The sequence below is a fragment of the Paenibacillus sp. BAC0078 genome (assembly GCF_054483875.1).
The window spans coordinates 1-22,806 of record NZ_JBTLRW010000010.1; the positions used below are offsets into that span (position 1 = coordinate 1).

Annotated in this window: 19 protein-coding genes and 1 pseudogene; 5 read left to right on the forward strand and 15 right to left on the reverse strand. The window is 50.8% G+C overall.

Annotated features, from left to right (window positions below; all coding sequences use genetic code 11):
- Both ACX1DY_RS18655 and ACX1DY_RS18660 read right to left on the reverse strand, forming a co-directional pair.
- Nucleotides 1-1,623 (reverse strand): annotated as a pseudogene (locus tag ACX1DY_RS18655) (HNH endonuclease); the annotation flags it as partial.
- A gap of 614 nt (nt 1,624-2,237) precedes the next feature.
- The gene (locus tag ACX1DY_RS18660) at nt 2,238-2,585 is read right to left on the reverse strand and encodes a hypothetical protein (protein WP_458965709.1); all 348 of its coding nucleotides are present in this window, start codon (nt 2,583-2,585) and stop codon (nt 2,238-2,240) included.
- Nucleotides 2,586-2,791: 206 nt separating this feature from the next.
- Between ACX1DY_RS18660 and ACX1DY_RS18665 the strand changes: the two genes are divergently transcribed.
- Together ACX1DY_RS18665 and ACX1DY_RS18670 are read left to right on the forward strand one after the other, a co-directional pair.
- Complete coding sequence (locus ACX1DY_RS18665) at nt 2,792-3,883, forward strand: VanZ family protein (RefSeq protein WP_458965710.1); 1,092 nt, start codon at nt 2,792-2,794, stop codon at nt 3,881-3,883.
- Nucleotides 3,884-4,039: 156 nt separating this feature from the next.
- On the forward strand, nt 4,040-5,503 hold the full coding sequence (locus ACX1DY_RS18670) for a serine hydrolase domain-containing protein (protein ID WP_458965711.1): 1,464 nt from the start codon (nt 4,040-4,042) through the stop codon (nt 5,501-5,503).
- 96 nt (nt 5,504-5,599) lie between these two features.
- Here the strand turns inward: ACX1DY_RS18670 and ACX1DY_RS18675 are convergent, their stop codons facing one another.
- The 3 genes from ACX1DY_RS18675 to ACX1DY_RS18685 form a co-directional block, all read right to left on the reverse strand.
- Nucleotides 5,600-6,355: an exodeoxyribonuclease III gene (locus tag ACX1DY_RS18675; RefSeq protein ID WP_458965923.1), complete on the reverse strand. Its 756-nt coding sequence runs from the start codon at nt 6,353-6,355 to the stop codon at nt 5,600-5,602.
- A gap of 274 nt (nt 6,356-6,629) precedes the next feature.
- Nucleotides 6,630-7,730, reverse strand: a complete 1,101-nt coding sequence (locus ACX1DY_RS18680) for a citrate synthase (protein WP_458965712.1) — start codon at nt 7,728-7,730, stop codon at nt 6,630-6,632.
- 114 nt (nt 7,731-7,844) lie between these two features.
- A complete protein-coding gene (locus ACX1DY_RS18685; protein WP_458965713.1) occupies nt 7,845-8,696 on the reverse strand; it encodes a helix-turn-helix transcriptional regulator in 852 nt (283 codons plus the stop codon).
- Between the two features lie 203 nt (nt 8,697-8,899).
- On the opposite strand from ACX1DY_RS18685, the gene fabF reads away from it, so the two are divergent.
- Nucleotides 8,900-10,141: a beta-ketoacyl-ACP synthase II gene (gene fabF / locus ACX1DY_RS18690; protein WP_458965714.1), complete on the forward strand. Its 1,242-nt coding sequence runs from the start codon at nt 8,900-8,902 to the stop codon at nt 10,139-10,141.
- 92 nt (nt 10,142-10,233) lie between these two features.
- Here the strand turns inward: fabF and ACX1DY_RS18695 are convergent, their stop codons facing one another.
- The 8 genes from ACX1DY_RS18695 to ACX1DY_RS18730 form a co-directional block, all read right to left on the reverse strand.
- Entirely contained in the window at nt 10,234-11,658 is a 1,425-nt protein-coding gene (locus tag ACX1DY_RS18695) for a glycoside hydrolase family 43 protein (RefSeq protein WP_458965715.1), read from the reverse strand.
- A gap of 187 nt (nt 11,659-11,845) precedes the next feature.
- Complete coding sequence (locus ACX1DY_RS18700; protein ID WP_458965716.1) at nt 11,846-12,916, reverse strand: ABC transporter ATP-binding protein; 1,071 nt, start codon at nt 12,914-12,916, stop codon at nt 11,846-11,848.
- A gap of 177 nt (nt 12,917-13,093) precedes the next feature.
- Complete coding sequence (locus ACX1DY_RS18705) at nt 13,094-14,065, reverse strand: phosphotransferase family protein (RefSeq protein WP_458965717.1); 972 nt, start codon at nt 14,063-14,065, stop codon at nt 13,094-13,096.
- A gap of 64 nt (nt 14,066-14,129) precedes the next feature.
- Nucleotides 14,130-15,110: a phosphotransferase family protein gene (locus ACX1DY_RS18710; protein WP_458965718.1), complete on the reverse strand. Its 981-nt coding sequence runs from the start codon at nt 15,108-15,110 to the stop codon at nt 14,130-14,132.
- Nucleotides 15,111-15,113: 3 nt separating this feature from the next.
- Complete coding sequence (locus ACX1DY_RS18715) at nt 15,114-16,082, reverse strand: sugar phosphate isomerase/epimerase family protein (protein WP_458965719.1); 969 nt, start codon at nt 16,080-16,082, stop codon at nt 15,114-15,116.
- Nucleotides 16,083-16,148: 66 nt separating this feature from the next.
- Nucleotides 16,149-17,219, reverse strand: coding sequence for a Gfo/Idh/MocA family protein (locus ACX1DY_RS18720; protein ID WP_458965720.1), 1,071 nt, complete (start codon nt 17,217-17,219; stop codon nt 16,149-16,151).
- A 253-nt stretch (nt 17,220-17,472) separates the two neighbouring features.
- Nucleotides 17,473-18,570 carry a Gfo/Idh/MocA family protein gene (locus tag ACX1DY_RS18725; RefSeq protein ID WP_458965721.1) on the reverse strand — a complete coding sequence of 366 codons (1,098 nt, stop codon included), beginning with the start codon at nt 18,568-18,570 and terminating at the stop codon, nt 17,473-17,475.
- Nucleotides 18,563-19,330 (reverse strand): sugar phosphate isomerase/epimerase family protein, encoded by a 768-nt coding sequence (locus ACX1DY_RS18730; protein ID WP_458965722.1) that lies wholly within the window; start codon nt 19,328-19,330, stop codon nt 18,563-18,565. The genes ACX1DY_RS18725 and ACX1DY_RS18730 overlap by 8 nt, the downstream gene beginning before the upstream one ends.
- A 277-nt stretch (nt 19,331-19,607) precedes the next feature.
- Here ACX1DY_RS18730 and ACX1DY_RS18735 point away from each other — a divergent pair, with 277 nt between their 5' ends.
- Entirely contained in the window at nt 19,608-20,426 is an 819-nt protein-coding gene (locus tag ACX1DY_RS18735) for an AraC family transcriptional regulator (RefSeq protein WP_458965723.1), read from the forward strand.
- Between the two features lie 424 nt (nt 20,427-20,850).
- Entirely contained in the window at nt 20,851-21,531 is a 681-nt protein-coding gene (locus ACX1DY_RS18740; protein WP_458965724.1) for a TIGR00266 family protein, read from the forward strand.
- Nucleotides 21,532-21,665: 134 nt separating this feature from the next.
- Here ACX1DY_RS18740 and ACX1DY_RS18745 read toward each other — a convergent pair whose 3' ends face one another.
- Nucleotides 21,666-22,256 carry a TetR/AcrR family transcriptional regulator gene (locus ACX1DY_RS18745; protein ID WP_458965725.1) on the reverse strand — a complete coding sequence of 197 codons (591 nt, stop codon included), beginning with the start codon at nt 22,254-22,256 and terminating at the stop codon, nt 21,666-21,668.
- A gap of 10 nt (nt 22,257-22,266) precedes the next feature.
- On the reverse strand, nt 22,267-22,740 hold the full coding sequence (fur, locus tag ACX1DY_RS18750; protein WP_458965726.1) for a ferric iron uptake transcriptional regulator: 474 nt from the start codon (nt 22,738-22,740) through the stop codon (nt 22,267-22,269).
- Between the last annotated feature and the right edge of the window lie 66 nt (nt 22,741-22,806).

Here is a 22,806-nt window from a genome sequence, read left to right on the forward strand (position 1 = left end):
TTTGCTGTCGAATTTTTCTTTTTCCTTGTTGTATTCGGCCTGCTTGGCGCCGAGCTGCTTGTTCATTTCCGGGGCAAGTGACTTGTTGAGGCCTGCGGTCATCTCGCCCGGGATCGCCAAGCCCGGCAGCTTTTTGGCGGTGGGGGTGTTGCTGCCTTGCAGCTCTGCGCCCGCCTTCAGGGTCGAGCCATCTGGCTCGGGATAGATGTCATTTTCACCAAACGGGTTGTTGATCTGGCCCATCTCCGCCTGCTTCGCCGCACCTACTTGCTGCGACGCTTCCTGGCTGAAGCCCTCTACTTGAGAGGGATCAGCTTCGCCTGTCATGCTGATGCCTGGCGGCTGGGCTGCGGCGGAACGGATTTCGCTCATAATGGCTTCAGGATTTCCGTCCGAGCCGGAGGAGCTGATGTTCATCCGTTCGAGGTTCCCCGGAGCTGCGGCTCCCCCGGAACGCTCGCTCTTATAGCTCTCTGGAGTAGAGTGCTTCAGTGGCACCGGCTTTCTCCGGGCTTGTATTACTTTCCCCTTGAGTCCCGTCGGTGTGGGGATCGCCGGGAGAGACTGCTTCGTCTTTTGCTTCTGCTTCTCAAAAGCTCCTGCAGAGACCTCCACGGCCTGGGCATACGCATCGCCCATTTCGGTAGGCTGAACCTGGGTGAGCTGATCCAGGATTTGCCCCGGATCTTCACCGCGGATGTTGACCTTCTTGGCTTTGGCGGGGGCTTCCTTGCTGTCCCCGGCTATAGCGCCGAGGGCATCTCCCAGTGAAGGTTCCTTTGATGCGGCTTTTACGGCTTTTTCAGCTTTCTCCGAGGCGTCCTTAGCCCCCTTGCTCCCTTTGCCATCTTTGCTGCCCTTGCCGTCCTTAGTTTCCGCTGATTGTGATTCAGCCTGCTCTACAGCCGATTCTTTTACGTTACCCTTCTCACTTGAAGCAGCTCCCGCTCCTTTCTTCTGATGAACCTTTGCCGTTTTACCTTCTCCACCCGTTTGTCCAGCAGCCGAATTCCCAGCGCCTTCTACACTGCCAGCCGAAGCTCTCCCCTTTACAGAGCTTTCCAGCAGATTCTTCTTTAGAAACCCCATTATTTTCTCGCTTGGCATAGCTTTCTGGCTTGGTTGCTGCTCAAGAACAGCGCTGCTATGTTTCATAGCCGCCTGTGCCACACTCTGAGTCTGCTGCACCTGCGACTGCGCCTCACTTGCCGGCTCCACTTTAACCACCAGCTTCTCTTCCCCCTGTGCAGGCTGAGCGGGTTGTACGGGTTGAAGCGTTTCTGCAGCCTGCGCCCCCTGACTCTCGATGGGCTTTTCCAGACCTCCCCCTCCCTTCCCCTCCTGCTTTCCGTCTGCCTCGCTATCCGTCTTCTCCTCTTTCTTGCCGTTCTTCTTCAGCTCAGATAACAATTGAACGACGGCGCGATTGCCCAGGGTCCGCTGGAGCGCCATCTGATCCTCCCGGGTCAACGAAGCTGGGTTCTTGCGGATACGCCGGATAATCTCCACCGGGTCCGGCTGCCGCGCAGCTGCTGGCTTCACGAACGTCTGTGGATAGTTGTATGGTTTATGGTTAACGGAAGTATTCTCTTTTTCCTTGCTCACGGTTGCCTGAGTCTGCAAGCTAGGTCCCCCCTCTGTAAAAATCAGTCCTATAGAAGATGTAAATTCTATAGCGCTTTTTACAGCCGGGATTATTAATAAATCTATTTTGAATTGTTTTCAAAAAAAGCGCATGCCAAGAAGAAACTACTTTCTGTCCTCTGAAAGAGGCGGCGTTCGTTCTCAAAAAATAGAAGGATAAATTATATTCTGGAACCTACGTGACTTCGAAATGCAATACTCTGGGCTCACTTTGAAATTGGGGAATCCCTCCCTGTATAATCATCCAATCTACGACGGAAAGGCTACCAGCCCTTTATAAGGGGATACTTTCCTACTATTTTCCTAGAACCGTCTGTTCCTGCCCGGAATAGAGGGAGATTTTCCCGTTATCTTGATGTTCGCTTCTTTTTTTCACCCGTTCTGATGCTTGTTCGAAAATAGCCTTTTACTCTCTCTCGTTCAATCAATCACTAATTGTTAGATTGACCCTGAATATTTCGCATATTTATTCATTGCCCTTCCCTCCCTTCACTTCTTACACGCGCAAATAGGCGGCGCCCCCTCCGGGAGCAACCGCCCGTCTTACTTACGACGAAGCACTTCAATCTGCTTTCTTCATTAACAGAGGCTCGTTATTTTTTATCTACCTGCAATAGAGTGACAGTCTTCAGGGTATAAGTATGAGCGAGTTTGTCTTCCTGGAGGATATTAAGCTTGGTCAGGCTGGCGATTTTGGCCGGGTCCGCCCGGGAGAGCAGCCGCCATACCTCCGGATCGGATAAGGTTTGATACAGTTTCTCGTCATCATATTCTTTGCGGTTCTGTGTGACCAGCTTCACTCTGTAGGCGCCTATTTCGCTGTCCGTCTCCCCCTTTTCCGCGCAATAGTCCAGGATATCCTGGCGAAGCTCTGCCAGTTCCTTCTCAATCTCCTTCTGCTTCCCTTTGAGCTTATAATACTGCTGCACCTTTTTCTCCATGCGGCTTCACGCTCCTCTCCAGACATATGTATGCCGGATTGGCTCGTCAATTCCTTAATATTCACATTCTATTTTCACATGTATTGCAGGGATAAGGGCAGAGAAGAACGTCAAATGAGTGGAGGGCTCTCCATGAAGCTGATTCAGGATTACTGATGGTTTGGTGGTGAGCAGCTCACTACTATCATACACACGGCAGGTGGATCATGCTTCAACCTTATCTTTTTCCTATCTCTCACGCATTTATGTTTTTTCCGCTGGCGGCGCTGCTCTTCACGCTCCCCTTTCTTATTGTGCAATACCGGCGGCATGGTTATATCAACAAGGTCAGAGCGCTGGTGCTTTATCTGCTGCTGCTCTATTTGCTCAACGCGTTCTTTCTTATTATGCTGCCAATGCCTTCTTCACGGCATAACGCACCGCCTACAGGCTCAATGATTCAGCACATCCCTTTGCAGTTCATTCAGGAAATCAAGCAAAACACCGCCCTGAAGGCAAATGATCCTTCATCCTATCTGAAGCTTTTTAGCGACCCGGCTTTTCTGCAGGCAGCGTTCAATGTGGCCCTTGTCGTACCCTTTGGCTTGTTCCTGGGCTACTATTTCCGCACCCGATGGGTAGTTTGCATTTTGCTGTCCTTCGCATTGTCCCTTTGTTTTGAGGTTACACAGATTACGGGAATCTATGGATTTTTCGATTATCCTTACCGTATCTTTGATGTCGATGATTTGATTACCAACACACTGGGCGGCATTGTTGGGTACAGAATTGCGCTGTGGGTGTCGGGGCTGCTGCCGCGTATCGAACAGCTTGACAGCAAGGTGGATCTATCCGCCAAAAGAGTCACATATACGCGCCGGGGCATTGCTTTTATGCTGGATGCGATGGTCTGGATGCCTGTCGCTCTGGCGCTCAATTTGTGGTCAGTGCAAGGTGCCTACTGGATAACAACCGCCGTGTATTTCGTGCTGCTCCCCTGGTTGACTGGCGGGCGGACACTGGGAAAATGGATCGTACGCATTCGCATAAGCGGACTAGAGGGACGCAGCCGTTTAGGGGAACTTGTGGTGAGATACATCTTGCTGTATGGAATTCTGATTGGCGGAATCTGGTGGCCGGCCGACTTGCGGGGTCTGGCTCTCTTAACAGATTTTGTTTTTCTCTTCCACTTAATCATCCGAATTTTCAAGCGGAACCCGCAGCTGGTCTATGAAAGGTTAAGCCGGACCCGCAGCGTAATCACCTGGCCGGAAATGCCGCACAGTTCAGGCTCAGATACTTTAGCAGACTCCGCGTGATCATAGTTCCGCCTTGCACGGAGAAATTTCTTTTTACAAGACCTGAACGTATAATGAAATCTATAAGGCGTATCCTCTCAAACTACATATCTATTAGCAAATGTAATCACACGCTGAGCAGAGGACTCGCCCCAATAAATTTAGGGAGATGTAGATATGGGAACCGTCAGCACTGCAAGTCAATTGCCACGAAGCTTTCCAGAAGCGCAAGGAGTACCCTCAAGTGCAATATCCGCTTTTCTGAACGCCATTGAGGAACAAAACATCGAGCTGCACAGCTTCATGCTGCTGCGTCACCGCAATGTTGTAGCGGAAGGCTGGTGGTCACCTTACAAGCCAGAGCTGCCTCATACACTCTTTTCACTTAGCAAAAGCTTCACATCCACGGCAATTGGCATCGCTGTTTCAGAGAGGCTGTTATCACTGGATGACAAGGTAGTCTCCTTCTTCCCTGACGAGGCTCCAGCAGACATCTCCCCGAATCTGGCGGAAATGAAGATCAGCCATCTGTTAATGATGGGAACCGGCCATACCTTCGATACTACAATGGACATGCAGCGCAGCGCGGATGGCAATTGGGTCAGAGCCTTTCTGGAACTCCCTGTTGAAAAAACACCCGGGTCTCTGTTCCTCTACAATACCGGTGCCACTTACATGCTTGCTGCCATTCTGCAAAAAGTAAGCGGTCTCACGCTGCTGGAATACCTGGAGCCACGCTTATTTTCTCCGCTTGGCATCAAGAGCCCCACCTGGGAGTCCTGTCCACGGGGAATCAATGTCGGAGGATACGGGCTGAGTGTAACCACGGAGGAGATTGCAAAATTCGGCCAGCTCTATTTACAGCAAGGCATGTGGAATAACGAGCAAATCCTGCCTAAGGAATGGATCGCCGCCGCAACCTCCAAGCAGATTGAGAATGGAAACGGAAGCCCTGAAGCCAGCAGCAGTGACTGGTCTCAGGGCTATGGTTATCAGTTCTGGCAATGCCGTCATGATGCGTACCGTGCTGATGGAGCTTTTGGACAGCTATGCATGGTTATGCCACAGCAGGATGCGGTAGTTGCTATCACAAGCGGAACAAACAATATGCAGAGAATCATGGATGCCGTATGGGATCATCTCCTGCCTGCCATGAAGTCTGAGCCTGAGACTCTTCCGGACAACCCTGCAGCGGCAGCACTTGCAGATCAGCTTAACAGTCTGAGCCTTAATCCCCCAGAGGAGCAGCGGTCTTCAGAGCTGGAGAAGGTACTTAGCGGACAAATATATAAGCTGGAAGAAAATATGTATAATCTGGAAACCTTTGCGATTGCTTTCAGCGGCACTGAAGCAATATTGACGCTATACGGTATGTTCGGCGAGCAGACTGTTGCCTTGGGCCGTGGTAAATGGGCTGCAAGCACCGCCACAATTTTGGACAATACAGTCAACCTGATCATGTCCAGCTTTACCTGGACACAGGAGAATAAGCTGTTGCTGACCCTGCGGTTTGTAGAAACTGCTTTCTGCATCACACTGGAAATAGCTGTTGAAGAGTCTACTATTGTGGTTTCACAGCAATTTAATGTTTCCTTTCCACCGGAAGATCAGACAATAATTCTAGTGGGCCATCTGGAATAATCTATTGAATGCAGGCAGCAAGTCAAAGGCCATATCTCCCAATTACCGGGATGATATGGCCTCTATTTGTATCCACTGTTATAGCAATTATTCCTGTTAAGCTTCCAGCTCCAAAACTACCGGACAATGATCGCTGCCAAGTATGCTGGAATCTATTGCCGCCTTGGATAAACTCGGTGCAAGACGGGAGGAAGCGAGAAAATAGTCAATGCGCCAGCCGACATTACGCTCTCTCACCTTGGGCATATTGGACCACCAGCTATAGGCCCCTTCCTGATCGGGGTGGAAATATCTGAAGGTATCTATGAAGCCGGATTCCAGCAGAAGTGTCATTTTCCCGCGTTCTTCATCGGTAAATCCCGAATTTCCCCGGTTAGACTTGGCATTCTTGATGTCAATCTCCTGATGGGCGACATTGAGATCCCCGCAGACCAGCACCGGTTTATGCTTGTCCAGCTCCTGCAGATAGCTGCGGAACCGGTCCTCCCATTCCATTCTATAGTCCAGCCTGGATAAGTCGCGTTTGGCATTTGGAGTATACACATTGACTAGATAAAATCCATTGAACTCCAAAGTAATTATCCGGCCCTCAGGCTCCGAGTTCTCTTCCATACCATATCTAACGGAGAGAGGCTTGATTCTGGTAAAAACCGCAGTTCCTGAATAGCCTTTTTTGATCGCATAATTCCAATACAGTTCATATTCTTCTCCCAGCTCCAGAGCAATCTGCCCTTCCTGAAGCTTCGTCTCCTGCACACAGAAGATGTCCGCAGCAGTTTCTTTGAAATATTCATTGAAGCCTTTGCCTACACATGCCCTTAACCCGTTGACATTCCAGGAAACCAGCTTGATCATCGTCATTCTCCTTACCTATTAACTGAGTTATTCTCAGTTTACCATATTACAAGCTGTTTGGAGTTTCTGTCTACCAACTGATTCTAGCAATCTGCAAGCTATGAAGCCAGCCTATTAAATTGTGCTAAATTGAAGTTGCAATATCGGATTTCTAAAAAATGAGCTAGAGTATCACCTCATACTCTCATTATCATTCCCTGTTCAAGCATCTCCGGCTGGTAATCAGCCGGGGACGCTTTCTATATGTCCGAGCTTACATAGCAAATGATTCTTAAAACTCCGCTTCAGGCATCGGTCCGGTATAGACCGATTGCGGACGGAAAATCCGGTTGTTCTCTGCTTGTTCCATAATATGCGATGTCCAGCCGACGATTCTTCCGGCAGTGAAGGTTGGTGTGAAAATCTCTGGTGCAAGATGAAGCGCGCGCAGGATAGCGGCGGCATAAAATTCAACATTGGTGAACAGCCGGCGTCCAGGCTTATATTCATCAAGCAGACGGATCGCAGTTGCCTCCACATGAAGAGCCAGGTCAAAGGAAGCATCATTGCCAATCATCTCTTGAGTGGCAATCTGCAGCGCTTCGGCGCGCGGATCTTTGGTTTTGTAGATCCGGTGTCCAAAGCCCATGATTTTCGTTCCGCTGTTCAGCGCATGGCGGAGCCACGGTTCAGCGCGTTCCTTCGTTCCAATATCCTCCAGCATGGAGATAACCTCATAAGGAGCTCCGCCATGCAGCGGACCTTTCATCGCCCCAATAGCCCCGCTTACCGCCGCACACATATCCGATTCAGTGGAGAGAATCACACGGGCGGCGAAGGTTGAAGCATTCATGCCATGCTCCATGCAGAGGATCATATACGCACTGAGAGCCTTCATATGGGCATCTGTAGGAATTTCGCCAGTCAGCATATATAAGTAATTGGCGGCGTGCCCAAGCTCTGATAACGGTTCCACAGGCGTTAATCCGTTCAGCTTACGATATCTATAGGCAATAATGGTCGGCAGAACCGACGTCAGTCTCATCCCCTGCTTCTGTGTGGGCGGCCAGGCTGTGTTGCCTTCCCCCAAGGCAGCTACTGCGCTTTGGAGCACCAGCATCAGCGGCACCGATGCAGGCAGCAGGTCAATCATCCGGCAGAGATATTCCGGCATTGTCCGCGCCGCAGCCATTTCTTGCTTGAGCAGCTCCAGTTCTTCCGCTGACGGCAGATGCCCATTCCACAGTAAATGAGCTACTTCCTCGTAGCTGCGGGTCACTGCCAGCTCTTTGGCCCAATACCCCCGGTATACCAAATAGCCCCTCTCGCCATCCACCAAACCGATATCCGTCTCCCCTGCCACTACGCCTTCCAATCCGGTCACTTTTGCCATTGTTTGTTTGCTCCTTTTCCGGTTCAAAAAGTTAACATCATATTAGGAGTATAAACGCCAAATGTTACATTGCATATTTATAGTTTTTTATGAATTCATAAAATAAATTTATCATCACTCTAGCACATGCTGTTCCATAAGCTGTTTTAGCTTGGCTTCCGTGTTAGAATCCCCGGCAGGCGTATAAATGCTGCAACGCAGATCAGTGCTGCCCTGGACCTGGAGCGAGGTCAGATGAAACAGCATTTTCCCTGCCTTGGCATGACGGAATTCGAGCACCACATCGGGGGCTGAGCTGACCTGGCTCTCTTCCCACAGCGCATTGAACTCCGGATGCTGCCCCTTCATATCCGCGATGAAATCATCATACCAGCGGTCCTCCACATACTGCCCGTAATAGGCACGGAAGATGGCTAAATAACCTCTGACGAACTGCTGCCAGTTCACCGCCAGTCGCTTAAATTCCTTACGGGCGAATAATAATGCAATCATATTACGTTCCTCCGGCGCCAGCTTGGCGAAGTTCAGAAACACATGCGCCGCCGCCTCGTTCCAGCCCACAATACCGCAGCGTCGGTCTGAAATGATGGTGGGACAGGTGGTAAGCTCATGCAAAATTTTTTGCAAGGACGGACTGATAACAGATGGCTCCTCTTGCGGATAAGCGGCCGCTCCAGCGCTGTTCTCCAATGCTAATGCAAACAAATAGCTCCGTTCATCCTTGGTCAGTTGCAGAGCCGCAGCGATGCAATCCAGCACCGATGGCGATACCTTTATATCCCTGCCCTGCTCCAGCCATGTATACCATGTATTGCTCACTCCTGCGAGCTGCGCAACCTCTTCCCGGCGCAGCCCCGGGGTTCTTCTGCGTGTGCCCTCAGGCAGTCCCACGGAGGCGGGAGATATGGCCGCACGCCGTGATTTCAAGAAATCCGATAGTGCTTGAAGCCGCGTTTGATTGGACATGATGTTAACCCCTCTTCTTTATCCTATGCTGAGAATAGTAGTAATTATACTATGATAAATGACAACTTGTAATAGGATAAGATCCATGGAAAAATACAGGCATACCCCGTGCAGGGGATTTGCTTTCGAAGCTATTTAAGATGAACGTAAAAACCAGAAAATCTAAAGTTCAACTTATATCAAAAACTTTTAGGAGGATGCTTATGGAACGCGTAGTTATTACCGGTATGGGCCTCATTTCACCGCTTGGAAATTCTGTGGAGCAGTTCTGGAGCCGTCTGGTTGACGGTCAATCGGGGATTTCACCGATCACTTCATTTGATACAACACATTTTAAGACCAAAATTGCCGGAGCCGTGCGGGACTTCGATCCCGAGACAAGATTTGGGCGTAAGGAGGCGCGGCGGATGGACCGCTTCAGCCAGTTCGCGCTGGCTGCCGCAGAAGAGGCCTGGGAGCATTCCGGGCTTCAGCTCAGCAAAATTGACCGCGAGCGGCTGGGCGTATATGTAGGCTCCGGTGTTGGTGGCATTCAGACGCTAATGGAGCAGGGAGATTTGCTGCGGGAGCGCGGACCGGAGAGGATCAGCCCGACCCTCATTCCTATGCTCATCTCCAATATGGCGTCAGCAATGATTAGCATTAAGCTGGGGGCGCTAGGGCCGGCTCTATCTCCGGTTACTGCCTGCTCAATAGGCAATACAGCGATTGGCGAAGCCTTCCGGCTGATCCGCTACGGCAGCGCCGATGTTATCCTTGCCGGAGGTGCAGAGGCTGCGATTTCCGAAATCGCGCTGGCCAGCTTCGGAAATGCGACGGCATTATCCACGCGCAACGATGAGCCGGATAAGGCGAGCCGTCCTTTTGATGTCAGCCGCGACGGGTTCGTCATCGGTGAAGGCGCAGGCATAGTTATACTGGAGTCACTCTCTCATGCCTTGCGCAGAAACGCCGTCATTTACGGCGAAGTGATCGGTTATGGCGCAACCTCGGATGCCTATCATATGGTGGCTTCACATCCCGAAGGAATCGGAGCTTATCAGGCGATGAAGCTGGCGCTGAACGAGGCTGGCATCAAGCCCGCAGAAGTGGATGTGATCAGTGCCCATGCGACCAGTACTGTGGTCGGAGACCGCTCGGAGACGATGGCGATCAAAAAGCTGTTCGGTGAAGAGGCCTACCGTATCCCTGTGACAGCGAACAAGTCGATGACCGGACATGCTTTTGGCGCAGCCGGTGGCCTAGAGGCCATCGCACTGGTCAAAAGCATCCAGAACGGCATCATCCCGCCTACCATCAATCTGGAAGAGGCTGATGAGCTTTGTGATCTGGACTATGTGCCAAATGTTGCCCGTACCGCCAGCCTGAATATCGGGATATCCAATTCTTTTGGCTTCGGAGGCCACAACGCAGTTATTGTCCTGCGGAAATATGAGGAGGAATAACAACAAAAAACCTCCAGATTACCGCTCATCACGATAATCTGGAGGCATATAACGTACATTCCGTACTCAATAATGGGCTGCGCGACTAGCTGTTACTTTTTCTCCACAGATACATGACTTCCCCAAATGGAAATGCCTGCTTCCGACACCGCCGTGAACGTCATCACCTGGCTGCCCGTAGCCTCATTCCATTCCCGCAGGAAAACACCGCTGTACACAGCACCATCTATCGTCAGTTCCGCAGTATGCTCATCGCTGAGCTTCCAGGTTCCCGTTGCCGCTCCCGTTATCTTCCCGTCAGCCTTTAGCTCAATGAGCCGTGATTGAGCAATCTTCGCTGTGATCTCTTTGCCGTGATTCACAAGCTTGTACTCTCCAATGACGTCTTCGGCTGTGTACTTTCCTATCTTCTCGCCGCTGTAGCGGTGTGGAGCAACAACCGGCCAGCCGTCCTTGTTCATGAACATCTGATGCACGCGCACCTCATGCTCCTCTCCCCTTCCAGGGAAGCGGGTATGAAAAATCAAATAATATTTCCCGCTCTTGGCATCATAATATGCCGAATTGTGGCCGGGAGATACATAGCCTGCTCCGATTGCTGCCGGTTCGCCCTCCGTATTCAAGAATTCGAAATTGCCCATCAGCTTCACCCCGTAAGGCGAATAGGCCTTATCATCGAACAGCACTCCCTTTGTGCCTTGCGCATCTAGCATCGCTTTGCCTTCGGAATCTTCGAATGGACCGTCCGGATTCTTCGAACGGGCTACACGGATATTATAGCCTCCCTTCGCATCCAGCCCGCCGTAGGACAGAAAGAGATAATAGTAATCCGTTTCAGGACTGTACAGCATATATGGCCCTTCAATCCGGGCATGGTTGGCGCCGAGCAGCTTCTTGCCATACCCCTGGTCCGGCAGCGGAAAGCCAGTCGCAGCATCCAGTTCCATAATGAAGATGCCCCCGGAGTAAGACCCGTAGACCATCCACAGCTTGCCGTCCTCATCATAAAACACATCAGGGTCCACCACATTTGGCTTCATAGTGGCGTCGTACCTCTCTCCGTCATTGCCAATGCCAGCCATGCCGGACTTCAGAATGATCCCCAGATCCTTGTAGGGGCCTTCAATCTTGCTGGACACGGCGATGCCCATTGCTGACAACGGTGAATCTCCGCGGCAGGCATTATAATACATATAGAATTTCCCGTCCGCGAGTTGAATGACATCAGGCGCCCACAAGGTATCGGTCTGAGCCCAGTTCAGCGTAGCGCTTAATTCCTCGGTAACATTAGGAATGAGCACATTCCCGTCCTCCACTCCTGAAGAAATCTGCTTCCAGTCCATCAGGTCCTTGGATTTGGCCGAAGCCAGGTGGGAGCCGAATACATAATACGTATCATCCACCTTGATCACTGATGGATCATGTACGGATACATTATTAAACTCAGGGGCACTACTGCTGCTGCACGCTGTTAATAAGGATAAGGATAGCGCTGCGGTTAACGTTCGTTTTTTCATTTTCCAGCCTCCTATGTATACCCTTACATTTTGCTGTGAAAAGCTGAAATAGTCAATACTTTTATTTAGATATATTAGTACTATTTCATGTTTAATTAAACATAAAGGCTCCATTCTGCGCAAAAAAGCGCCAAGCCGACTTAACGGCCTGACGCTGATTCATCTGCAATGCTCCTGCAGCTCTAAATTAATATTCGCTGGGGTTTTCAACCAAAATCGGTTGAGGATAATTGTTCTTCAGTTCACGATGCTGCTTCTTCACCACTGCAGGCGGTTCTACCGCCGGCGCCATCGGGTGCATCAGCCAGGATTTCACCAAATGCGAATCGGATACCTTGTACATTGGCGGCTCCTTCTCCATATCAACCTTCATGGCGTAAGTGCTGCGAAGTGCAAAGGCATCCCCCTTCGGAGGTTTGATCAGATCGGGAGGTGTTCCGGGAATCGCTGTAAGCATGGAGCCCTTGCTTTCGAGACTTGGCATGGAGGCAAGCAAACCCCAAGTATACGGATGTCTTGGATCATAGAAAATTTCTTCAGCGGTACCCATTTCGACAATTTGTCCGGCATACATAACAGCTACACGGTCTGCCATTCTTGCTACGACCCCAAGGTCATGGGTGATGAAAATAATCGAGGTATCAATTTTCTTCTGCAGATCCTTCATCAGATCCAGAATTTGCGCCTGAATCGTCACATCGAGCGCGGTTGTCGGCTCATCGGCAATCAGCAGCTTAGGGTTCGCTGCAAGCGCCATGGCAATAACAACACGCTGGCGCATCCCGCCGCTGAACTCATGCGGATACTGCTGAAAACGCCGCTCCGGTGAAGGGATTCCCACCAGGCCAAGCAGCTCAATAGCACGATTGTAGGCGGCATCTTTGGACATGTTCTCATGCTTGAAGAGCACTTCTGTAATTTGTTTGCCGACCTTCATCATCGGATTGAGCGAGGTCATCGGATCTTGGAAGATCATCCCGATTTCTTTACCGCGAATCTTCTGCATCTGCTTCTCGCTTTTGTTAATCAGGTCTTGACCTTCGAACAGAATCTGTCCGCGTTTGTATTGACCCATCGGCTGAGGAACCAGCTTCATCACGGCCTGGGAGGTTACACTTTTGCCTGAACCGGATTCACCTACAATCGCCAGAGTTTCTCCTTTATTCACATGAAAGCTGACACCACGGATTGCTTGTACTTCTCCTCCGCGTGTTCTGAATGATATAGCCAGGTCCTTTACCTCTAAAAGGCGCTCCATCCTGTCACCCTCTCTACTTCTTTTCAAATTGTGATAATGATTCTCAGTACGCAAACAAGCAATAAGTATTATTTTATCTATGTTTATGCGCTTACGTCAAGATTTTTTCTGAAAACTACCATATTCCGCAACAATTTTGTCATGTATTCTTGTAACGTTCCCTGCTACCCATAAAAGCTAAACGCTCATGAACCTCTGCCAGCCCTCCAGCAAATTGCCGTGAGCCCATTCCAAATGCCCTTCACTGTCGTATTTGCGCGAATAACATTCGATGAAGTAAATCAAGTCAATGTACAGGTCGTACAGCTTTTTGCGGGCGGTCTCGTTCGGGCTGTCAAAGCCCCCGCCATAGCCGCGGCAGAAGTGCCTTGTATCCTCAACATAACGGAAGTAATATTCCATAAGATGGTCGCCCCAGAGCGCGCGCTCCCAATCAATTAGGGCAACAATCCGGCCATCGCGCACGAACACATTCCCATCCCATAAATCCCAGTGCACCAGACGCGGCTCTGTCACAGCATCGAGTGCGGGCAGCAGCTTGGCCATCTCCTCCTCAATCGTCTCTCTCGGGATTGGAAGCGGCGCATCCAGACGCTGTGCATCATCGAGCAGAGCTGTCACCAGACGGCCAAAGGTATCACGCCAGGAATCATCCGAAATATGAGAAGGCGCATTATACATGCCAAAACGCTTTCCGCGTATTTCATTAATGAACCGGTTATACCGGCCCAGCTCAGACTCAATCGCTGCTCTCGCTTCAGGTGTCAAGGTATCCTTGAGATCACTGTAAGGCTCGCCCCTGACCTTCTCCATGAAAAAAAAGTTGAACGGAATTACAGTCCGGCTGTTGTCGTAGATGTACACTTTGGGGACCGGCACTGTTCCTTTGGAACGAATCAGCCGCAGCAGGTCAACCTCCGCCATCATAATATTACGCTCATAGCTCAAAATCTCAGTATCATCTGACGGAGCAACCTTGAGAATCGTCTCTCTGCCATCCGAGAGGAGCAAGTCATACGCAGCGTTAAAATATCCGCCGGTCAGCTCCTTCCGCTGTAAGATGGTTACCCCGCTTCCAAAAGCGGACTTAACGATCAAGTCCTGCTGCTCAGAAGTCAGTTTGCTTTTTGTTGCGCTTTCCAGGAACATTCCCTCCATTGTCTATACAGGCAAGAAGGCCGGAGTCTCTGTAGAGAATCGGCCGCCTGTTTTGCTATACGGTTGTTTCTATATTACCATCAAAAGTCTTCAAGGTCTCTGTCAGATTATCGAACGCCCAGTGCACATGATTCTCGTCCTTGTATTGCCGGGAGTAACATTCAACAACCAGAATCAGATCAAGGTACAGATCATACAGCTTGATGCGAAGCTGTTCATTAGGACTGTTAAATCTGGCCCCATACCCCTCAAAGAAAGCCTGCGAGTTCTCAAAATGCCGGAAATAAAACTCCAGCAGCACATCTCCCCACATGGCCCGCTCCCAATCAATGATCGAGACGACAACTCCGTCTTTGACAAAAATATTGCCATTCCATATATCCCAATGTATCAGCCGGGGCTCAGTCACTTCTTCAAGCGCAGGGAGATATTTCTCAAGGCTCCGCTTGATCGAATCAATCGAAGCCGGCAACACGGCTTGCAGCCGTTCAGCATCAGCAAATACACTATCCATCATAGCCGTAAATGTCTCACGCCAGCCCGCACCTGTCTCCCCGTCGTGCTGGACGAAGAGGCCAAACTTGTCTCCCTTGATCTCATTGATCAAACGCTGATAACGGCCCACTTCGTACTCTATAGAAGCTCTTTGTTCCTCCGAAAGACTATCCTTCACTTCAGAGTAAGGCTGGCCTTCAACCTTTTCCATGAAAAAAAACGGGCACGGGATCAGCTCGCAGCTATCATCAAAGCTGTACACGGCAGGAACCGGAACAGTTCCTGCGGCCTGCACCATGCGAAGAGCTTCCACTTCGGCGTACATAATGTTCTTTTCATAGCTTAAGGTCTCTGTCTCCGCTGCAGGGGCAACCTTTAGAATGACATGCTGGCCATTGTTCATTTCAATATCATAAGCTGTATTAAAAAATCCCCCGGTCAGCTCTGTGCTGTTGATTATGGCCGTCTCCGTCCCAAAGGTGCTTGCTACTAAAGTACTTAGCTGCGAATCTGTTAATTTGACTTTAGTGAAGCTCTCCATGCTTTAGACCCACCACATTTCCGCAAGTGGTTCCTCAATCAGTACCTGGCGCAAATTGTTCACGGCTTTGGAGAAGCCCTCTTCAATGGACATCAGGCCATCCTCATGCTCAATGCTGACAACGTAGTCGTATCCGACCAAACGGAGAGCACTGATGATGTCTGCCCAGACCTTCACATCATGGCCGAAGCCGACCGAGCGGAACTGCCAGGCGCGGTCCAGCATATTCGTATAAGGCTGCATATCTGTCAAGCCGTACTTGTTCACATTCACCGGATCAATGACGGTATCCTTGGCATGGAAATGATGAATGGCGCCTTGACGTCCAAGAATGTGAATCGCCTGTACGGGATCAATGCCCTGCCACCACATATGGCTCGGATCAAGGTTCGCACCGATCACTTCCCCTGCCGCTTCTCTCAGACGGAGCAGGGTAGCCGGCGTATGCACAGAGAAGCCTCCATGCAGCTCAAGGCCGATCTTGACCCCATGCTCGGCAGCAAAAGCACCCCATTCGCTCCAATACGGTATCACCTTGTTTTCCCACTGCCAGGCCAGAATCTCCTGATAGTCATTCGGCCAAGGAGCTACCGGCCAGTTCGGATATTTCGCCCCCTCATGATCGCCCGGACAGCCGGAGAAGGTGTTCACAACGGGAACTCCCAGCTTCTGTGCCAATTTGACGGAGTTGACGAAATCCTCATGATCCTTGCGGGCAAGCTCCTTCTGCGGATGCAGCGGATTGCCGTGACAGCTGAGCGCACTGATCATAAGGCCGCGCGATTCCACCGCAGCTTTGAATTCCTTCAGCGCCGTCTCATTCTCCAGCAGCAGCTTGGGATCGCAATGGCTGTTCCCCGGATTGCCTCCAGTGCCGATTTCTACAGCCTTCAGCCCTTTGGATGCCACATAATCCAGCGCATCCTCCAGCTTGCGCCCCCCGAATAGTACCATAAATACACCAAGCTTCATATCCCTACCCCTTTCGTGGATAATTTGTTTCCTTTTTATGGTTAGATTAAGTTCATCTTATATCGGTTAGTTCCCGTATATGTCGAAATCCTTGATGGTCTGATTTGTCTCAGCAGCCGCGAAAATAGCTTCGATCAGCTTCAGCACACGCAGCACCTCGGAATTCTTGACGATAGGCTCTGCCGTGCCTTCAATGACGTCCGTGAAGTTGTCATAGAAGCTGGAAGGCAGCTCAGCCGCAGGCGGCAGCGCCTCGGTGATCGTTGACCCTTCCGAAGGAGGGGCCATCGTCTTGGTCAGGCCTACTCCGGCACGGATTGGCGTTGGCTCTAGTCTCTCGCTCTCATGGTTGCGGGCGACAATTCTTCCCGTCAAGGACCAGTCTTCGATAATCGCTGTTCCTTCTGTACCCTTCACATACCATCTTGGCAGTGTAATAAAGTTGGTGGTGCCTACTTCAACAATTGCTTTGATTCCATTCTCAAATTGCAGAACCGCATCAAAGCCATCATCCACTTCATTGCCGAGAATGAAACTCAGATTGCTGCTTACGCTGGCAACCTTGCTGTCAATCATGAACAGCAGCTGGTCCAGCAGATGTACGCCCCAATCCAGCAGCATGCCACCGCCCTGCTCCTTCACATGCCGCCAGTCACCGGGAATGCCGTTGGCGCCATGCACGCGCGATTCAAGCTGGAACAACGGGCCAATTGTCCCCTTGTCATACATTTCCTTAATGATCCGGAAATCCTCATCCCACCGCCGGTTCTGATGAACCATCAGCACACGTCCGGCTCCCTCTGCCGCCTTGACCATCTCGGTGAACTCATCCGAGGATAAGGCCACCGGCTTCTCGCAAATCACATGCTTGCCTGCTCTGAAAGCCGAGATGGCAATGTCCTTGTGCACATCATTCGGCGTAGCGATTAATACAACCTCAACACCCGGATCAGCCAGAACCTCTTCATAGCTGGCATAAGCGGGATATCCCGCCGCCTCCGAAGCGCTGCGGCGGTCCTGCAGCAGATCGAACGTTCCAGCCACCTTCAGGCGGCCGTTCTCTTCAATCAGTTGTGTGTGATAACTTCCCATTCCACCGTAGCCTACGATAACTACGGAATGTTTGTCTGAACTCATGGTCTCCACTCCTGTTACTAACAATGTGACTTATACAAGCTGAACTCAAAATCATCATAATAGGGGCTGGGCGTAACTGCGGGGAATGTTTGGACTTCCGGCCGCTGTTGTATCCAGATTTCTTGATTCATGCCGCTTTTAGCAGATGAAATCCGGATACAAAGGCGAACGCTACCGCTCCTCCAGTTCCAAACTTCCCCTCCGTCACTTCTGCCCCTATTAATTTTTTTCAGTTCGCTCGTACAGCTATCCCTTAGTTGTCCGAACTTCCGTCAAAATATACCGCGCGGCCCGTACGTGCCGACTCATAAATCGCTTCAAGAATTTGTGTTACAACAAGAGCCTGCTCCGGCTTAACGACCGGCTCTTTATCTTCACTTACCGCTTCCAGCCACAGGCGGGCTTCACGATCTGATTCATTTTCCGCTTCCCCGCTGTAGAAGGCTACACCACCGGTAGACAGGTCGACCTTGGTTTCATACAGGTGCCCGGCACGTTCGCCGTTGAGACGAAGACCGTCCTTCATGTCCGCGCCGCCTTCGGTTCCTGCGAGCAAAGTTTTAGCTTCTCCGAATTCGGATACATTAAGCGCCCAGCTGGATTCCAGAGTTATGGTAGCTCCGTTCTCCATAGTGATGTAACCAAACGCGGAGTCTTCTACCTTGAACTGTTCCGGGTCCCAAGGGCCGAAAGCATTGGCTGCATTTTTCCGCTGCCCCAGCTTGTGGAAGGTTGAACCGACAACCATATGCGGTTTGTAGTTATCCATCAGCCATAAGGTCAGGTCAAGCGCATGGGTACCGATGTCAATCAGCGGGCCTCCGCCCTGCTTCTCTTCGTCAAGAAACACACCCCAGGTTGGAACGGCACGGCGGCGCAGCGCAATCGCTTTGCCATAGTAGATATCGCCAAGCTCTCCGCTTTCGCACAGACCCTTGAGGTATTGACTGTCCGAACGGTAGCGGTTCTGGTAAGCGATGGAAAGCTTTTTGCCGGTGCGGCGCGCAGCGTCGAGCATTTCCTGAGCCTGCGCTGCAGTCTTGGCCATTGGCTTTTCACACAATACATGGTTGCCTGCTTCAAGCGCAGCTACTGAAATCACAGAGTGACTGTCATTCGGGGTACATACATGCACAATGTCAAATCCGCCTGCTGCCAAAAGCTCCCTGAAATCAGTATACACAGCGGCATCTTCTGTACCATAAGTTTTCGCCGCTTCCTGTGCGCGTTCCTCTATGATGTCGCAGAATGCCACCATTTCGGCATTTTTTTGACGGGACAAGCTTGGCATATGTTTACCGTTTGCGATACCACCGCAACCGATAATAGCAATTTTTAGTTTGTTAGACATGAATTTTTCCTCCTTGGCTTGCGTATGTTTTAACCCATTTCATGCTGTCCGTGACGCTCTCAAGCGGCGAACGGCTGCAATAATCCTGCTCCACTACCGCCCATTCCACGCCCGCTGCAGCAGCAGCCTCCACAATCGCGGCCAGATCCACTTCCCCTTCTCCCAGCACAACCGTCTCTGGCGAGCCGTCTTCACGTTTCTTCATATCCTTCAGATGGATGATCGGCAGGCGTCCCGCATACTTGTTGATGTATTCCACAGGATCATAGCCGCCGTAATACACCCAGCAGGTATCCATTTCCACTTGCAGAAGCTCCGCAGGCACTTCCTCGAAAATGCCGTCAAAAGCAGTGCGTCCGCCAAAATGCTCCGTGAATTCAAAATCATGATTATGATAAGAAAGAACAGCCCCGCGTTCTTTGCACTTCTCTCCAATAACCCGCAGGTTAGCAGCAACCTCTTCCCAATTACGCTGCTCTTCCGTCAAATAAGGCACAATCAGATTGTGGTTGCCTATTTCAAGGTTATAGCTGATCTCCTGCTCTGTATCATTCAGCAAGGCGTCATACGGACGGTGTGCTCCAATGGCCACCAGTCCCGTCTCCTGAAGCAGTGCCTTCACTTCCTCTGCCGAGCGGCCAAAAAAGTGAAAGAATTCCACACCGCTGTATCCCAGCGCCGCCACCTTGCGCAATGTTCCTTCGAAATCCTGTTCCAGTTCTTCTCTCAGCGTATATAGCTGCAAACCTATCTTTAGCATCTTCATCTCACTCCTACCTGGGTTTAAATTCACTTAACCTGAACAAAAGGGTTGCACTGCCCGAATGTTCCTTATTCACTTCACCTATCCACGCATTTCCACAAACTGGTTTATCCGGCCTTCAGAGCCGAAATACAGCTTCCTCCACATCTTATATATGTTTTTTGCTCAGGTACATAGTAATATGAAAGCGTATATAATAAAATGAATAATATGATTAAAACATGAACAATCTGCTTATCTTTTAAAAGACACATTACGCTGTCCAGGAGGACCTATGACACCTAATTTACTATGCCATGTGCTTTCCGCAGGATTCTCATTTCACCGCAAGCCGTTCCATATGTCCCGCAGCGAAGGCGTCCAGTATTATCTCCTGCGCTTGCAGACAGAGGGACGCAGCCGGACCATGATTGACGGCACGGTCCAGAGCGTGGAGAACGGCGATCTGATGCTGTTTGGGCCAAAAGATCCCTACTACCTGAGTATCGACAAAGAGACCCATCCGGTGGGCAAGCCGCGGGTCGAAAGCGGCGATTATCATATCTTTTGCGGAGGGCCGTGGATTGAAGAGTGGTGGACCCGCAAGCAGCGGCCTGCGCTTCTGCATGTTCCCCACAGTGAGAACTTTCTTGGCCTGTTCCGCCAAATTGTGCTTGAGCAGCGGAGGCTTTCTGACTCCTCACCGGAAATTTCCGCTTGTTATCTGCAGATTCTCTGTCTGGAAATCGACAGGCTGATGTCTGAGCAGCCTGCGGTTTCGGCCAAGGGCTACCTGGCTTACCGCATGAAGCAATATGTAGAGGAGCATGCCGCGTACCCCTTCCACCTTGAGGATGTGGCCGGATATGTGGATATTTCCGTCTCGCGGGCGGTTCACCTGTTCAAGGAGGCTTTTGGCACCACGATTGTGAAGTATGTAAATGACGTCAGGCTGGAAATGGCGCGGGAGAGAATCACCTTCAGCCCTATGCCGCTGGAGCATGTCTCCGAAACCTGCGGCTTTGCGAACTATACCTATTTTCACCGTGTATTTCGGAGCCGTTTCGGGATGTCTCCTAAGCAATACCGCATCTACAGCCGCGAGAAAATCTAGGGATTGGATATGTAAAAGGAGCGTCATCCTGGAAGATCCGCTCCTTGTGTTTGACCTTATTCAGTTGCTGGCGTTTGCCGGGGGTGATTCGTTCATGCTGGGAGATTGCTCCAAAGTCCTGATTTATTCTGCGGTTACGTTCTGCGCACCAGGTGCCTGAGCGTTCCGCTTTAAGAAGAGCTTTTTGCGTTTTTGTGCGTGCCATGACGGCAACACTCCTTAATATATAGTTTATCGGCATAAGGCTTGCTGAAGCCCGCCGATATTTTAATTTTAACATATTCCTGCAGTTATTTCCCGGTATAGTTGATTATAATTATTTGCCGCGCTCCCTTCGGCTTGCAGTTGCGGGTCCGGTTACAGTATCCTTGATGTGTACAAGGACTGGGAAAGGCTGTAATTCAACAGATGCGGAGGAGAATCAATGAAATACGATATTTTATATGAAGGCGCTTTTGCAATGCTCAAGGTGCATTTGAATCCGGGAGAGAGTGTCAAAGCGGAGATGGGGGCAATGGTCGCCATGTCGCCGAACGTTGAGCTTAGAGGCACTGTGGACGGCGGACTGATGCGGGGTCTGGGCAGAATGCTCAGCGGGGAGAAATTTTTCTTCCAGGAGCTGACGGCGACAAGAGGTCAAAGCGAGGTGCTGCTCTCCCCCGGTTCGATCGGTGACATTCAGGCGATTGAGCTGGACGGGTCGTACAAGCTGTATGTGCAAAAGGACGGCTTCCTCGCCGGTACTCACGGCATTCAAGTCAATACGAAAATGCAGAATCTGACGCGCGGCCTGTTCTCGGGCGAAGGTTTCTTCATCATTGAGATCAGCGGCAGCGGGACCGTGTTCCTCTCTTCGTTCGGAGCCATCCATGCCATTAACCTGGAGCCGGGCGAGGAAATGATCATCGACAATGGGCATCTGGTGGCCTGGCCGGATTATATGAATTACAAGGTGGAAAAAGCCGCCTCCGGCTGGCTGAACAGCTTAACGAGCGGTGAAGCTCTGGTCTGCCGCTTCCGTGGCGAAGGTGTTGTGCTGGTGCAATCCCGCAATCCGGGCAGCTTCGGAACATGGATTAAATCCTTTGTGCCGTCAAGACCATAAGCGATCAATATGTAATGAATAGAAAACGGCATTTCAGAGCGCTGGCCGCAGGCTCTTGAAATGCCGTTTTGTTGTTAAGATTGCAGCAATATAAGTTGAACTGCCCTTTTTATGTTTTCTTTAGTTCAACTCAGCTATTCCAACAGGCGGTCCAAATGATAGGAGACCAGCCTCACGATATCTTCGGGCGTAACCTGCTCGGGGTGGATCACATGATGCAGTACAAGACCATCCACCAGACCGTGGAGCACCTTAATCTCCAGCTCCAGGTCCAGGCCCTTCCTCAGCATCTGTTCAGTGTTCAAATACTCTATCATCTGACGGAAGCCTTTATGCAGCCCATCATGCACTTCCTGCTTCAGCGCCTGAATCTCCGGGTCGGTAACCGCTCTGCCTACAAAAGCCAGCCAAACCTCCGCCTCGGCCCTGCGCTCCTCATCCAGCGGCATCAGCTCGCCAATCAGGCACTCAACATCCTTCCGGGGATTGCCTGTGGTCTGATAACCTACAATACGGCTGTAACCCCGCTCCGACACCAGCCTCATCGAGAATGCGAGCAGATCGGACTGGCTTGCGAAGTAGTGCCGCAGCGAACCAAGCGACATTCCGGCTTCTCTTGCAACATTCCGGACAGAAGCGGCTTCCAGCCCTTCGCGGCGGATAATGCGCCACGCGGCTTCCGCCAGCCTGTTGCGCCGTTCATCATGGTCTACTTTTTTGGGCATTGGGACCTGCTCATGATACTGCCTGGCATTCCTTTTCGCCTTTGCAGCCGTTACGTTTGCATGTATTGTAAGTACCCTTGAAATCCAGCCGGTGATCCGTAACGATAAAACCGTACTCACGCTCCAGCCGCCGTTCAAGCTCAAGGAGCCAGTCATCCTTGATTTCCTCCAGCCTGCCGCAGACATTACAGATCAGGTGGTGGTGCATATGGGCATGGTCATCACCGCGCAGATCGTAGCGGGCAACGCCATCGCCGAAATTCATCTTTTCTACAATATGAAGCTCACAGAGCAGCTCCAGCGTACGGTATACCGTCGCAAGTCCAAGATGCGGATAGCTGCTTTTCACCAGCATGTATACCTCTTCCACACTTAGATGGTCTTGCTCATTATCAAGCAGGACCTGGACTATGGCCTCACGCTGAGGGGTCAATTTATAATTTTGCGCAGCGAACTGCTGGCTGATCTTAGCAATTGGGTCCATCTTTAATCTCCCACCTTTCAGGAAGCACAGACTTGGAATTTAATTAGTAATCGTTACGATATAAGC